This is a genomic window from Alphaproteobacteria bacterium, assembly GCA_030739735.1.
GTDB lineage: Bacteria > Pseudomonadota > Alphaproteobacteria > UBA7887 > UBA7887 > UBA7887.
This window is the reverse complement of the sequence record JASLYQ010000002.1, coordinates 33,716-48,395: the sequence shown is the minus strand read 5'-3', so window position 1 is coordinate 48,395 and position 14,680 is coordinate 33,716. Positions and strand designations below refer to the sequence as shown.

Genomic DNA, 14,680 nt, shown 5'->3' with positions numbered 1-14,680 from the left:
TGCTTCGTGGCATACAGGGCTGATGCAGAGGTCTTGTGCCATATCACGCCGTTGCTTGGTTTGGGCGATGCTGGCCCTTCTGGGTGCAGCACTGTGGATAGAGCCCGCCGATGCCCACCGCATCGGCGTGAGCAGCGTCACTCTTTTCGCCAACGACCAAGCGGTCGAAGGCGAGGTTGTGGTCAAAGGCAGCGATCTGGAAACCTTGCTCGGCGTTGTGCTGGTCGATACGGCGCAGGATATCGTCCTCGTGGATGCCCTGGAGGCTAATGCCGATGCTGTAGTTGCGGCGCTGCTTCGCCATGTCATTATGCTCCGTGGAGATGGCGTCCCTTGCAATGCTGGGCCCGAGCCGCCGGAAGCCGACCAGGATGGCGTGCTGTTCTGGGTGATCTGGGACTGTGGTACCGATGCGGATCCGATTGTCTACCGCAATACTCTGTTCCACGATGCAAATCCTCTCGCCATACAGAATATCCTTTTGTATCGAGGCGAGACACAAATCCAGGACGTGCTGACTAGCAAATATACCGATCTCGCGGTCACGGCGGTGCCGCCTCCGGGCCTTTGGCAGGTGTTCCTGCGTTATGTCTACTCGGGCATTAGCCATATCTCTGTCGGGTATGACCACATCGCGTTTCTCATAGCGCTGCTGCTTTGGGCCCGACGCGCTTGGCCGATGGTCAAAGTTGTCACGGCGTTTACCGTCGCCCATTCGATCACACTGGCGCTTGCTGTGCTCGACATAGTCAACTTGCCATCCGCTATCGTCGAACCGCTGATCGCCGCGAGCATCATATGGGTTGCTGCGGAAAATCTGCTGGGACAGCGTATTGAGGGGCGCTGGCGCATCACCTTCACGCTTGGCCTTGTGCACGGCTTCGGCTTTGCCGGTGTCTTGCGTGAGTTCGGCTTGCCGAGCGACGCGCTCGGGGTTGCGCTAGCTGCCTTCAACATCGGGGTAGAGATAGGCCAAGTTACGATTGTCGCGCTAACCGTGCCGACACTTCTGGTTATCGACCGACTGCTGAATGCCGGTGAGCGGAGCCCTGTCTTGGTGCGTGTTTCTTCGTTACTGATCGTTGGTCTCGGCCTCTACTGGCTTGTGCAGAGAACCATTCTCGTCTGACGCGTGATCGAGAAATTTGAGGGTATGGGAGAGCGATTAATAATGGGGCGCCCAGAGCCACCATCAGGAGAAAGATATGAAGGCCCACACGCTACGAGAGATTCAGACGTCATTTAAGGAGCGCTGCCGGTCGGAACCGGAGGCGGCGTTGATTATGCTGCGGGCGACAGGTTCGCTAGATCCTGAGGGTGTGGCATGTTCGGTCGATGTCGGCCGCGAGATTGTCGAGGCCGGCTTGCACCCCGCGACCGGTGGTAACGGATTACATGCTTGTTCCGGCGATATGCTGTTGCAGGCCCTCGTCGCCTGCGCCGGTGTGACGCTCAAAGCCGTGGCCACGGCACTCAATGTTGAGCTGATCTCCGGCGAAGTGCTTGCCGAAGGTGAGGTCGATATGCGCGGCACGCTCGGCATCGATCGCGAGGCGCCTGTGGGATTCGAGTCCATCCGCCTTGCCTTCAATTTGGAATCCGATGCTGAACCGGCGATCCTGGCGAAGGTGTTAGAGCTGACAGAGAGATATTGCGTCGTTTACCAAAGCCTGACAAAGGGTGTTGAGGTGAGCATTGACCATCAAGTCCGGCCTGTCGCCCCGTGATGCGCTTGCATCGGCATCTTTTTGTAGGCGCCGTTTGCCTGCTTTCCGCTGCGGCCTTTGCAGAGGACCTGACACCTCTTGATGCGCTCTTGGCACCCGGCGAGACTCATCTCATTGCCGCTGCGCCACCGGGCGCTGAAGGGGCATTGCTGTTTCACTATCGGCTGTGGCTGCCCGAGGACTACGCGACGAGCGTCACTCGGCTCTACCCTGTGATGTTCATCGCCGGCCCGATCGGTAATGTCGAGATGGGAGAAATGGCTGATCGCCTGATGCGTGAGCGCTGGGTTGTTGCCATGTTGGTCGAATCCCGAAATGGCTCTAACGCCTGGCAGGCGAACTTCGTCGCTGCCCATGACGATGTCTTGCGGCGCGTGCGGGCAGATGAGACCATGCGCTTTTGCACTGGTCTCTCCGGTGCCGCCAAGGTGTGTAGCGTCTACCCTGGCCTGCGCCCCGGCTTTCGCGGTGTGGTTCTGCAGGCGGCTGGGCCGTGGGGCCCGCGCGTCTATGAGGAAGAGGCAAATGCCGGGGCTGCGGTTTACGGCACATTTGGTGCATTCGATTTCAACCTCAGCCACGCTCGACGCATCCGTCGCGGCTTACCGCCCAGTGTGCGCCATATGGTCGAAATTTGGGATGGGCAGCATGCTTGGGCTCCGCCGGCTGTCTTCGGCCGGGCCCTGGATTGGGTGCTGGCAGCGGTGCTGAACGATGCGCCGGTGTCGCCTGATGCCTATCGCTGGTATGTGGAAAACCGCCTGTCCGACTTGGCGCGAACGGAACATGCGGGGCAGCGGTTATATTTGGCGTGGAATCTGAGCCGCGTCGTTGCCGCCGCGGCAGCGGCGCTTGACGAGCCCTTGCGACGTCAGATGGACAAGGCACTTGCCGAAGTCCCCGACGCAGCAGAGCAGGTGGCTTTGCGTGAATATTTTGACTTGTTCGAGCGCGATGCGGCGAGCAGGGGGCGTGAATTGCTAGCGATTGCCGACGACTATGCGGAGCATGCCCGGCGTCACCCAGGAACCTACGGGGCGGAGTTGGCGGAAATTCGCCGGCGTTCTCTGTACTGGGAAATGCGACGGGATCCGTGAATACAAAAGGCCCGTCCTGAGCGGACGGGCCCTTGTCGTACGTATGCGCAAGATCTATTCGATGACCTTCAGGTTCTCTGCGGCCTCGCGACCGTTCTGTTGGGGCTCCAGTTCGAACTCCACCTTTTGGCCTTCACGAAGATCGGAAAGGCCGGCACGCTCTACGGCGGAGATATGGACAAAGGCATCTTTCGAGCCATTCTCGGGCTCAATAAAGCCGTAACCGCGGGTGCGATCGAACCACTTGACGGTTCCAGTAGTCATGTTCGTTCCTTCGGTAGTTCTAAGGCCCGCCAGACGCGACTCGCCGTGGCGGGTATCAGCTTCGAGGATGCCCAGGATAGCCGGTAGCGAGGGCGGAGCCGCGCGTCACTGTCACTAGGGTCTTTGAAACCAATCGTACAATCATAGAGTTCGCGCCGGCAAACGCAAGCGGAACGCGTCGCGTGATAGCTTCGTCGGGCGATCAGGCTTCTTGATCGATATTGATAGCCACTGCACCGAGAGTTAAATTTACCGCCTCAATGCCGGGATTAACGCGATAGTGGCCGCGGGCTACCACCAGAAACGTATTGTGGACGGTGGCGGCTGCCAGGAAGGCTGTAACAGCGACCCAACTGCGATTACCCGGCGTCGCCGCAACCGTGCGCGTGACATAGCCGAACACGGTGCCGATGGCCATGGTCAGACCAAGTGTCTGGGCCTTGGACGTTCACTCGCGAAACCATGCTGCCCCGCGATCACCGTCACCGTAATACATGGCGCTCTCCTCGCTTCGACCTCAGAGCCTGACTTGTCACAAAGGTCTAATTTTCTCCCTACCAGCTGTTGCGAAGCTCGCGCAGGCGCAGAAACACGTCCTTTTTCGAGGGTGTGTCGGGGAGATCGGGAAAATGCTCGCGCAAGGCCGCAATGATGCTCGGTCTGTGCAGACGGAAGAAGGTGTTGACCTCTTTCTCCAGCGCTAGCGTGGTGACCCTCGCATGATGCGGATCCTGGTCCCTGAGCTCGTCCAGCAGGGCCGTTGCGCGGGCGTTGTCCGGCTCCCGATCCAAAGTGAACTCGAGATTGCTCTCGATGTAGTCGTGTCCGGGATAGATCAAGGTATCCTCGGGCAATGCCGCCAGCTGTCCGGCAAAGGTTTCGTATAGCTCCGGTGGGTGGCCGCCGTTGTGGCAGTTGCCGGCGCCGGCATTGAATAGGGTATCGCCACAGATCAGGGCCGGTTGGTCGGCGTGGCCCATCACGCAGACGTGGCTCATGGTATGGCCCGGCGTATCGAGAACTTCGAGTTCGACGCGCTTGCCGACTGTTATCACATCGCCCGCTGACAGGCCCCGGTCAAGTCCCGGAATCTTGTCTTTGGCGTCGCGATGGGCGAGCAGCTTTGCACCCGTTGCGGCGATCACGGCCTTGTTCCCACCGGTATGGTCGCCATGCTCATGGGTGTTGAGGACCTGGGTGATCTCCCACCCTGCATTCTTGGCGGCGGCTAGGCAGCGCTGATGATCAAGTGGGTCGACGGCAAGCGCTTCGCCGCTGTTGGAGCAGGCGATCAGGTAGTTGAAATTGCGGTAGGCATTATCGGTATAAAGCTGCTTGATGATCATTTCAGACTCCCTCGTGCATATCGTCTGTCGGCTGTGAAGCGTCTCACTGCGGTGACCGTGCAATGATGGTATCTTTCTGGGGCTTTTTTCTCTTCATGCAGTTCACTGTGACGCCGGTTCTGTCCCCTCTCGTGGATAGGACTACCCGGGCTCTTGAGCCTTTTCCAGCACTGCTAACAAAAGCACATCGACACCGACGGTGGCGTGTTCCGGTTCGGCGGATTCGATTTCGTTATGGCTGATGCCATCGCGGCATGGGATGAAAACCATTGCTGAAGGGCAGATGTCGGCCATGTATTTCGCATCGTGGCCGGCTCCGCTGGTGATCTCCCGGTAAGAGGCACCGAGCGCATCTGCGGCGTTGCGGACGGCCGCCACGCAGGTAGGGTCAAACAGGGTAGGCGGCGAATACCAAATCTCGTTCAATGTGCCGCCGTAGCCCTCTAGGTCGTCATAGGCCACGCGCAAAGCAGCTGCCATTGCGGCCAGGGCATCCGCATCCGGGTGGCGCATGTCGATGCCGAGATGGACTGAGCCTGGGATGACGTTGCGGGAATCTGGCGAGATGCGGAACTCGCCCACCGTGCCGCGCCCGTCAGGGGCATGCTCGAGCGCAATGGCGTTGACGCGCTCGACCAGCCTTGAGGCCGCCAGTAGCGCATCCTTGCGCGCCGGCATCGGCATCGGGCCGGCATGTGCCTCCATGCCTTCGACGCGGCAGTCGAACCAGCGAAGTCCCTGGATAGCGGTAACGATCCCGATGGTGTGTCCTTCGGCCTCGAGGATTGGGCCTTGCTCGATATGGGCCTCGAAATAGGCGTGGGGGGTTCTCTCGCCAACCGGCGCATCGCCGGCCAAGCCATGCTCAGTTAGAGCCTCCGCTACCGTCTGGCCACCGCCGGATTCCTCTTGTGCCAGAACTTCCTCAAGGGCAAGGGCGCCGCTATATGTGCCCGAGCCCATCATGGCTGGTGCAAAGCGTGAGCCTTCCTCGTTGGTCCAGTTGACGATCTCGATAGGTCGTAGGGTCTCGATACCGGCATCCTGCAGGGCACGCACCACTTCGAGCCCAGAAAGCACACCATAGGCGCCGTCGAACTTTCCACCAGTCGGTTGGCTGTCGAGATGGCTGCCGACAAGCACTGGGGCGAGGCTGTCGTCGCGGCCCGCACAGTGAGCAAACATGTTGCCGATGCCGTCAATGCTGAGTCGGCAGCCGGCCGCCTCGGCCCATTCGGCGAAGAGCCGGCGCCCGTCGCGGTCGGTCTCGCTCAACGCCAAGCGGCAGACGCCGCCTTTCGCCGTTGCGCCGATCTCCGCCATCGTCATCAACGACTGCCAGAGCCGGCCGCCGTCGATGCACAGCCGGTTTGCGGCCTTGCTCATTTCACAGCTTCGGCCAGCTTTGATGGCAAGGATTGGCTTCTTCGTAAGTGCGGCAGGCACGTAGCACCATGGTTTCGCCGAACAGCGGGCCGATCACTTGCAGGCCGATCGGCAGCCCGGTGGCGGTGAAACCGCAGGGCACCGAGGCGGCCGGATTGCGCGTCAGATTGATAGGAAAGGTGTAGGGAATCCAGCTGAGTGGATTTTCGGCATAGGCCTCGGACGGAATCTGTTGGCCAGCCTTGAATGCGGGTACCGGTAAGGTGGGGGACAAGATGAGATCATGGTGCTCGAAGAATTCCGCCAGCGCCAGGCCGTCGGCGACGCGCGCCATCTCGGCGCGCTTGACTGTCAGCCCGTCAAGGCCGCGTCCGGCTTCGGCAGACCTGAGCAGGCTCTCTTCCAACAACACCTGTTTCTCGGCCGGCATGCTCGCGACCAACGCGGCAGCACCCATTGCCCAGTGGACACCGAAGACCTCACCGGGTTCGTGCGGCCAGAACGGGTTCGCCTCCTCGACAGTGGCACCCAAGTCCTCAAAGGTCTTCGCCGCCTCATAGGTTGAGGCTCGCACCTCCGCATCGATAGCCACGTCACCCATGCCGAGGGTCGGCGAATAGGCGACGCGCACGCCACTCAACGGCTCTTCCAGGTTGGCGCGATAATCGGTGCCGTCGTGGGGCAGGGCATACCAGTCGCGCCAGTCGGGCTCAGAGAGCACTGTCAGCATCAGCGCCGCGTCGGCCACGGTGCGTGTCATCGGCCCAACATGGGAGACGCTGCTGTTGGGCGTCCCCGGATAGGAAGGCACGCGTCCGAAGGTCGCCTTGATGCCGAAGATGCCGCTGAAGGAGGACGGGATGCGGATCGAACCGCCGCCATCGGTCCCGACCGCCAGCGGGCCCATGCCAGCCGCTACAGCCGCCGCGGCGCCGCCGCTCGAGCCACCGGGTGTCTTATCGGGATCCCAGGGATTTCGCGTAATCCCGCTCAGGGGACTGTCGGTCACGGCCTTGTGGCCGAATTCTGGCGTCGTGGTCTTGCCGAGGATGACCGCACCATGCTCGCGCAACCGCGCTGCGGCAGGCGAATCCTCGTTCCAGGACTGCTCGCGATCGACACTGAGAGACCCCCGCAGGGTTGGCATGCCCTTGGCTAGCAGTAAATCCTTGATTGAGGTTGGCACGCCATCAATTAGGCCACGGGGCTCGCCAGCCCGCCAGCGCGCCTCCGAATTTCTCGCTGCGGCCAGCGCGCCTTCACCGTCAACGGTCACGAAAGCGTTGAGGCTGTCCTGGGTCTCGGCGATGCGCCCCAGAACCGCCTCGCAGACGTCCACCGGAGAGACCTTCCGGGAACGGTAGACCTCGATCAGATCTGTCGCCGAAAGGCGGGTGAGGTTGTCGGACATGGCGGCTCCACGTTTTCAAGGTTGGAAAGCGCTCACCCTAACGTGATCGCTGCGGCAAGGCGATACCCCGACAATTCTACGCCTTCGCCTTTTTGTTGCCATCTTTTCCTGTCAATCTAAGTGCATGGGAAATCAAATAAAATCCGGAATGTGGGAAGACCCACGCCGGAGCGCCAGTGAGATTACTGGCCGCGAGGGCGAGCGAGCCGCGCCCAGTGAACACAAGGCGCGCGCCTGCCTGATGTGTGGCGACAGCTTCGACTCCGAAGGCGCCCACAACCGCATCTGCCGGCGCTGCAAGGCCAGCCAGACTTACCGCGGCGCATAGGACGGACCTTCGTCTGCGTCGGCATGCCGAAAGACGTCGGTCATGCCTCGACTCGGCGATCAAGCCGCCGATATTGGAAGGGGTGCGCAGGCCTTCACCGAGATTGGTCAGGGCGGCTAGTGTCTCGCGTTGGCCTTTGGCGATCTCGGTGACGCCTTTCACCGTCTTGCGGGGGCCCTCCTCGATGACTGCCAGTACTTCGGTATCTTCCCCGCTTTGTAGCTCGGCTAGCCGCGCTGGTTCACGTCTTCTTGAGCGCTTCGAGCACGGCCTCGTATTGCTCGTCTTTGATGGTGAAGCAGTGCTCGGCCAGCGGGAACTGGCTCGTGCGCACGTCTTCCATAAAGCTGGTCATGGCATTTGTGATCTGCTCGCCGACCTTGCAGTATTGCTTGACGAAGCGCGGCGTGAAGCGGTCGAACATGCCGATCATGTCGGCCAGCACTAGCACCTGGCCGTCGCAATCGGGCCCGGCACCTATGCCCATGGTGGGGATCGATACGGTCTCCGTAATCAGCTTGGCGATGCGGTCGGGAATAGCCTCTAAAACCATGGCGCATGCGCCCGCCTTCTCCAGCGCCTTAGCATCGCGGATCAATTGTAGGCTGGTGGCCACATCCTTACCCTGGACCTTGAAGCCACCCAGCTTGGAGACGGTCTGAGGCGTCAGCCCGATATGCCCCATTACGGGGATGCCGGCGCGCACGATGGCCTGGATCTTGTCGGTGAAGTCCTCGCCGCCTTCGAGCTTGACCACGTCGCAGGCGCCCTCCTTCATAAGCCGCACGGCGTTGTCAACAGCCTGGGCGGTGCTGGCGTGATAGGCGCCGAAGGGCAGGTCACCGATGACAATGGCCCGGTTCGCCGCACGGCTGACGGCTTTGGCGTGGTGGATCATCATATCCATGGTCACGCTCACGGTACCGTCGAGGCCAAGCGCTGTCATGCCAAGTGAATCCCCCACCAGGATGAACTCGATCCCGGCGCGGTCAACCGCAAGCGCCGTCGGATAGTCGACTGCGGTAATCTGGAAGACTGGCTCGCCCTTGGCGACAGTCGCCTGGATGTCCTGGATGGCCAGCTTCTTTGGTTTATCTGCCATGATCACTCAACCGTCACTGTTTTCGGTAACATGGCAAGGGGTGATGTTGCGGTCGGCCACAAGCGTTGCGATGCCCTCGCGAAACGCTTTCAGGTGCGATGTCTCGAGATGGGCGTTGAAGGCCGACTCGTTTTCATAGATCTCGTAGAGGATGACCCGGTCACTGCCATCGCGCGGCGTGTTGACGTCGAACCTATGGCAGCCCGGCTCGTTCGTCACCGAGGCCGCTGCATCGACCTTGGCGGTCTCGACGAATTCCTCGAGTCTGCCCGGCTTTACTTGAAAGTCGGCGATGACGACGTAGCGACCCATTTTCCTGCTCCTCCATGCACTGCAATACATTTGTATTGATACGGTGACGTTGTTCGGGTGCGGCGCCACGTACTTGCCGACCGACGACGCGATATTGGCCCCAGTCAGTGTCGAGCGCAACGGCGATGATCTAGTCATCTGTGATCTGATCGTACCCAGCACGGAAATCGCAGTCTGTGTGCGCATAGAGGATTAATTCCTCGATGGCCACATTCGGTGTGGAATGCTTAGTCTTCCAAACCGCCCGGAACAGGAATCACGCGTCTGCGCACGCTGTCAGATGGATCTGTCGACGACCTTTTGCGGGGCCGGGCCGACGCTGACCTTAAAGTCTATGCAGCGCCCTTGGACGACGTCTCTGAGACCGGTCACACTGACTCCAATTAACCGAGACATGCTCTAGACAGCATCCGGTGACAGCATCACCTTGATGTCCTGGGATGGAGTTTTGAGCGCCTGGAATGCCTCGGGGAAGTGAGCCAGATTGGTATGGCTGGTGACCAGGCTGGTGGTATCAATGCGGCCGGCACCTATCATGTCGAGCACCATGGCAAAGTGCTCGTAGCGATAGACGAAGGCGAAATCGAGCGATAACTCCTTGGTGAGTGCCTTGGTCGGGAAGAACGTGTCGGAGGCCATGCACAGTCCGACCACGACGATATGTGCGTCGAATGGCGCCTGGTCGATCACCGTTTGTAGGCTTCCCGGTACGCCAACGCAATCGAAGATCACCCGTGGTTGGGTGCCGCTGATCGCCTCAACGGTGCTGCGCACATCCTCGCGGCTGGCATTGATGGCGGCAGTGGCTCCGAAGCGCGTTGCCTGCTCGGCTCGGGCTGCCACGAGATCGCTGATGATGATGTGCCGCGCACCGAAAAAGCGGCACCAGATCGAGACTGCAAGCCCAACTGGGCCGGCGCCGACGATCAGCACGGTGTCGCCGGCCTGTAACCTGGCCCTTTCCACCGCGTTGAGCCCGACCGCGAGCGGTTCTACCAAGGCGCCGTCGTCGAAGCTCGCGGCCTCGGGTAGGCGGAAGCTGGCATTGGCACCCACGCGGGTATATTCGGCATAGGCGCCGGGCTGGGCCAGACTGGCCCGGTTGGTCACGCTCTGGCAGCGATAGGCGCGGCCGGAAAGGCAGGCCGGACAATAACCACAGCCGTTGAACGGCTGGGCCGTTACCCGGTCGCCGACATTCCAGGTTCCGCGCGAATTCTTGTCCACCGCGACCACCTCGCCGGAGAACTCGTGACCCATCACGGCGCCGCGCTCGAGGTGGCGCCAGCCCACGGTGGGATCGGCATTGTCGGACCAGTGCAGGTCCGTGCCACAGATGCCGCAAGCATGGACCTTGAGGATCAGGTCTCCCGGACCGGGTTCCGGGTCCGGCACGGTCTCAATAGTTAGCGGGACACCTGGTTCTGAGAAGACGGCGGCTTTCATGATGTCATCCTATGACAAGCGGTAGATACGCTGCGCGGTGTCGTGGAACAGAGCAGCTTTTTCCGTGGCGCTGAAGCCGCTGGCGAGGCGCTTGAAGAAGTTCCATACCACCGCATAGGAGCAGGATAGCTTGTCGACGGGAAAATTGCTCTCGAACATGCAACGCTCAGGACCAAACACGTCGATGGCGTGGCGGTAGTAATCGCCGCCCGCGGCAATCAGTTCCTCGGAACTCGCCGGCATCTCGCGTTTGTGCCAGCCATGGCCGTTGATCGGCATGTTGTTGCCACCGAGCTTGGCGTAGACGTTCTCACACGCGGCGAGATCAGCGACATCCTTGCGCCACCGAGTTAGCACCTCCTCGCCTAGGCCGGCATAGGGCCCAATACCGAGCGGGCCGCCGAAGTGATCGAAGACGATGGTCACCTCGGGATGGCCGCGGGCTAAATCCGTCAGTTCAGGGATTTGCGGGTGATAGAGCCAGGACTCGTAGCTAAGCCCGTGTGCGGGTAAGCGGGCCAAGCCCTTGCGGAAGGTGGAATCCGCAAGTAGGCCTTGCGGCGGGTTGGTGTGGGAGTTGCGCACGGCGTCGCTGGCGTCCCAGCCGGAAGCGTGGCGGATACCGCGAAAGCGTGTGGGGGCTGCTGCGATATGGGCTTCCAGGACCTGGTCGACCGTGTCGCCCAAGGTCAGGTCGGCGAAACCGACGATGCCTTCGCAGACGCGCGTCGGACCGAACTCACCGCTCGCGCTTTGCGCCGCAATGCCGTTGACGAACTCGGTCTCGCCGACGGGCATCAAATGTTCTAACCCCACCTCGCGATACATCGATCGGCATTCTACGAAAACGGTCGCGACAATGTTGTGGCCAGATCCTGTGTCTTGCAACAAATCGTCGAGCATGTATTTGTGTCCATCGCGATCCCACAGATGGTGGTGGGGATCTATGATCGGCAGATCGGGTTCGAGGATGGGCTCTCGGTGTTGGGCAAGCCAGCTTTCCTTGATCGACGTAGCGGGTAGTTTTGCTCTCATGTTTCTGATTTTTCCTACTTCTCGGCCGTTTCTTTCCGAGCTGTCTGGACAGCGCGATCACGCACGCTCTGGATCAGTGGCATTAGGATAATTGCGATTGCAATACAGATAGAGATGACGATGGTTATCTCGTTGAAAGCCCGGATCAAGGCATCGCGACGACTCATCTCGATGAGCAATTGCAGACTGGCCGTGGCCGTGTCGGGTGAGCCGCCAAGTCCTGGTCCTAGACGGCTGCTGAAGAGATCGAAGACATCGCTGGCGTAATGATGGCCCTGTCCGATTGTTTCGCGGAACTGCTGGTAATGGATCTCCGAGCGAACGATCAGAAAGCTGTTGGCAATGGCCACGGCAATAGCGGCACCGAGGCGCATAGTGAGCTGGAACAATGATGTGCCGTTCTTTACCTGATCGACGGGTAGCAGGCCGAGTGCCAGACGAACCATCGAGAGGAAGCATAGTTGGGTCGCGAAGCCGCGCAAGACTTGCGGCAGCATTAAGCTGGCAAAGCTCGTATTAACGTTGAGATTAGCTTGGAAATAGGTTCCCACCGCTAGCAGCGAGAAGCCGACAAGGGCGATGGTGCGAAGGCGGAAATACTTGACCAATAGCGGAACGAAGAAGCCGGCAATCATCATGGATATGCCGAGCACGAAAATCCAAGTACCGATTTGCAAAGTGCTGAGGCCGAGAACGCGTCCCAGGAACAAGGGCAAGAGATAAAGCGGCACGAACAGGCCGGCGCCGAAAACGGCAATGTAGAACGTGCCCATGGCGAAGTTGCGTTGCTTGAATAGGCGCAAGTCGACTACAGGATGAGCACAAGTTAGCTCGTGCCAGAACAGGCAGATGCCGGTCACTACGGTAACAACCGAGAAGGCAACGATCATGTCCGAGGCGAACCAATCTTCCCGGCGGCCTTCCTCGAGCACGATCAGGAGGCTGATGAAAAATGTCGCCAGCAAGAGAATTCCGACGATATCGATGCGCTTGAACAGGTGCCATTGTGGCTTGTCGAAATCTACCAGAGAGCCCACCAGGACCGTTGCCAAGACGCTGAACGGCACGTTGAACAGGAACAACCATTCCCAGGACAGGGTCTCGCTGATCCAGCCTCCCAGGCTAGGGCCGAGCGCCACTGCGCCAGTGCCGAGCAGGGAGACGATGGCGCTGAGCACGTTCTGATAGCGGGCCGGAAAGGCTGAAAAGATGGTGGCGAAAACCATCGGCGCGATGGCGCCACCGCAGAAGCCTTGGAAGGCGCGGAAAACGATCATCGATTCAATGCTCCAGGCCGAGGCGCAGGCGACGCTGGCCAACATGAACCCGATCGAACAGATGGTGAATAGCCAGCGTGTGGAGAACAGCTGCGACAGCCAGCCCGACAGCGGGATCATGATCACTTCGGCGATCAGGGCTGCGGTCAGCACCCAGCTTACCTCGTCGGGGCCGGCACTGAGACCGGCGCGGATCTCGGAGAACGAGCTGCCGACGATCTGGATACTGAGAACCGAGAGGAACATGCCTACGGCCATGCCGAAGAACGCCAGTAGCTGGCGCAAGCCCAGGGGGCGATCGGGGCGCGGCGGTGCAGCTTCGAGTTCGCTCATCGACATGGTGGGCCGGGAGTTGGGAAAATCACTAGCGTAGGGCCGATGTAACAGCGCCGGCTGGTGGCATCAAGCGAGGCTATGGCGTGGCCCGGTTTTCCGGTGTAGGTAATTGTTCTCCGCCACCGTCCGCCAAGGGGGCACCCATGACCATCGCCGATCTTCGCTCCGGCCATTATCGCATCCCGCTGCCGATTCCGCTGTCCGATTCGACGCACGGTGAGATGACCACATTCGATTTGATCACGGTGCGTATCCGTGACGTCGATGGCCTGGAGGGGGTCGGCTATACCTATACGGCAAGCGCCAGCGCGGCGGGAATCCAGGCGGTCATTAGCGAAGCCTACAAGCCCTTGCTGCAAGGCAAGGAGACCGACCGCATCGAGCAGCATTGGCAGGATATGTGGTGGTCGGTGCATTATAGCGGCCGCGGCGGCATGGTGGTCTTCGCTATCTCCGCCGTGGATATCGCCTTGTGGGATCTGAAAGCAAAGAAGGCCGGGGTTCCCCTTTGGCGCCTGCTCGGTGGGCATGACTCGAAGGTGCGCGCCTATGCCGGCGGCATCGATCTCTATTTCCCCATCGAGCAGTTGCTGGACCAGACCCAGGATAATCTCGACAAAGGCTTTCGCGCCATTAAGATGAAGGTGGGGCGCGATAGGCTTAGCGAGGACGTCGCACGGGTCGGCAAAATGCGCAAGATGCTGGGCGATGACTTTCCGCTGATGGTTGACGCTAATATGCGGTGGAGCCCAGAAGTGGCGATCCGCGCCTCGCGAGCCTTCGCTGAGCACGACGTCTTCTGGCTCGAGGAGCCGACGATACCAGACGATTATACCGGCCATGGCCGTATCGCGCGCGATGGTCCGGTGCCAATCGCTGCCGGCGAGAATCTGCGCACGGTGCACGAGTTCCAGCACCTCATCGCCGCGGGCGGTGTCGCTTTCCCCGAGCCGGATGTATCCAATTGCGGCGGCATTACTGGCTGGATGAAGATTGCGCATTTGGCAGAGGCTAACAATCTGCCTGTCACTTCGCACGGGGTGCACGACCTGCACGTCCATTTGCTCGCGGCCGTACCCAACAAGTCGTACCTTGAGGTTCACGGCTTTGGACTCGAGAAATACATCGCCGAACCGCTCACCATCGTCGAGGGTTTTGCCACGGCGCCGGAGCGTCCAGGTCACGGGGTCGAGTTTGATTGGGACGGCATGGACGGCTTCCGCCTTTGAGGCGCATCCGGGTTGTCTCACGCGCCGTGTCGGCCACAGCTATCTGAGCCGAGCAACCCGAGGCGTCCGGGAATAGCGATTTGGCTTGCGCTGCTGCTACGCCGTGGCGGCCGAGGAGAGTATCGCGTTTGTCATCGGTATTTCGGTCTATACCGAGAGTTCGAGCAACATGTTCTACCGTGGCACTGCAAAACTTACCAAGGTGCGAAACCGCTAAGGCGCCTGATGAAGAACGGGACAACGCTTTTACCCTGCTCGCCGGAAAATTGATCTCGATAAAGGTATAGCTTGGCTCAAAGCGCTACTTTCGAGTTGGTTATGGGGGGTCGTCGATTAGGAAAACGCAAGACATCATGCCAGGGTGGGCCTGCTGGGCAGACTTGG

The 14,680-nt window shown here is 60.4% G+C and carries 14 protein-coding genes; 4 read left to right on the top strand and 10 right to left on the bottom strand.

Annotated features, from left to right (window positions below; all coding sequences use genetic code 11):
- Nucleotides 1-67: 67 nt before the first annotated feature.
- The 3 genes from QF629_01475 (at nucleotide 68) to QF629_01465 (ending at nucleotide 2,824) form a co-directional block, all read left to right on the top strand.
- A complete protein-coding gene (locus QF629_01475; GenBank protein ID MDP6012205.1) occupies nucleotides 68-1,129 on the top strand; it encodes a HupE/UreJ family protein in 1,062 nt (353 codons plus the stop codon).
- 76 nt (nucleotides 1,130-1,205) lie between these two features.
- Nucleotides 1,206-1,727 (top strand): OsmC family protein, encoded by a 522-nt coding sequence (locus tag QF629_01470; protein MDP6012204.1) that lies wholly within the window; start codon nucleotides 1,206-1,208, stop codon nucleotides 1,725-1,727.
- Nucleotides 1,724-2,824: a hypothetical protein gene (locus QF629_01465; protein ID MDP6012203.1), complete on the top strand. Its 1,101-nt coding sequence runs from the start codon at nucleotides 1,724-1,726 to the stop codon at nucleotides 2,822-2,824. The genes QF629_01470 and QF629_01465 overlap by 4 nt, the downstream gene beginning before the upstream one ends.
- A gap of 54 nt (nucleotides 2,825-2,878) precedes the next feature.
- Here QF629_01465 and QF629_01460 read toward each other — a convergent pair whose 3' ends face one another.
- From QF629_01460 to QF629_01415, 10 genes are all read right to left on the bottom strand, one after another.
- Nucleotides 2,879-3,088 carry a cold-shock protein gene (locus QF629_01460; GenBank protein MDP6012202.1) on the bottom strand — a complete coding sequence of 70 codons (210 nt, stop codon included), beginning with the start codon at nucleotides 3,086-3,088 and terminating at the stop codon, nucleotides 2,879-2,881.
- 202 nt (nucleotides 3,089-3,290) lie between these two features.
- The gene (locus QF629_01455; GenBank protein ID MDP6012201.1) at nucleotides 3,291-3,506 is read right to left on the bottom strand and encodes a hypothetical protein; all 216 of its coding nucleotides are present in this window, start codon (nucleotides 3,504-3,506) and stop codon (nucleotides 3,291-3,293) included.
- Between the two features lie 136 nt (nucleotides 3,507-3,642).
- Nucleotides 3,643-4,434: a hydroxyacylglutathione hydrolase gene (locus tag QF629_01450; GenBank protein MDP6012200.1), complete on the bottom strand. Its 792-nt coding sequence runs from the start codon at nucleotides 4,432-4,434 to the stop codon at nucleotides 3,643-3,645.
- A 141-nt stretch (nucleotides 4,435-4,575) separates the two neighbouring features.
- A complete protein-coding gene (locus QF629_01445; GenBank protein MDP6012199.1) occupies nucleotides 4,576-5,820 on the bottom strand; it encodes a Zn-dependent hydrolase in 1,245 nt (414 codons plus the stop codon).
- A 1-nt stretch (nucleotide 5,821) separates the two neighbouring features.
- Nucleotides 5,822-7,231 (bottom strand): amidase, encoded by a 1,410-nt coding sequence (locus QF629_01440; GenBank protein MDP6012198.1) that lies wholly within the window; start codon nucleotides 7,229-7,231, stop codon nucleotides 5,822-5,824.
- Between the two features lie 569 nt (nucleotides 7,232-7,800).
- Entirely contained in the window at nucleotides 7,801-8,661 is an 861-nt protein-coding gene (panB, locus tag QF629_01435) for a 3-methyl-2-oxobutanoate hydroxymethyltransferase (protein ID MDP6012197.1), read from the bottom strand.
- A gap of 6 nt (nucleotides 8,662-8,667) precedes the next feature.
- Nucleotides 8,668-8,973, bottom strand: coding sequence for a putative quinol monooxygenase (locus QF629_01430; protein MDP6012196.1), 306 nt, complete (start codon nucleotides 8,971-8,973; stop codon nucleotides 8,668-8,670).
- A 399-nt stretch (nucleotides 8,974-9,372) separates the two neighbouring features.
- Nucleotides 9,373-10,419: an alcohol dehydrogenase catalytic domain-containing protein gene (locus tag QF629_01425; protein ID MDP6012195.1), complete on the bottom strand. Its 1,047-nt coding sequence runs from the start codon at nucleotides 10,417-10,419 to the stop codon at nucleotides 9,373-9,375.
- Between the two features lie 9 nt (nucleotides 10,420-10,428).
- A complete protein-coding gene (locus QF629_01420) occupies nucleotides 10,429-11,454 on the bottom strand; it encodes an amidohydrolase family protein (protein MDP6012194.1) in 1,026 nt (341 codons plus the stop codon).
- A gap of 14 nt (nucleotides 11,455-11,468) precedes the next feature.
- Complete coding sequence (locus QF629_01415) at nucleotides 11,469-13,064, bottom strand: DHA2 family efflux MFS transporter permease subunit (protein ID MDP6012193.1); 1,596 nt, start codon at nucleotides 13,062-13,064, stop codon at nucleotides 11,469-11,471.
- Nucleotides 13,065-13,210: 146 nt separating this feature from the next.
- Between QF629_01415 and QF629_01410 the strand changes: the two genes are divergently transcribed.
- Nucleotides 13,211-14,296 (top strand): mandelate racemase/muconate lactonizing enzyme family protein, encoded by a 1,086-nt coding sequence (locus tag QF629_01410; GenBank protein ID MDP6012192.1) that lies wholly within the window; start codon nucleotides 13,211-13,213, stop codon nucleotides 14,294-14,296.
- Nucleotides 14,297-14,680: the final 384 nt, after the last annotated feature.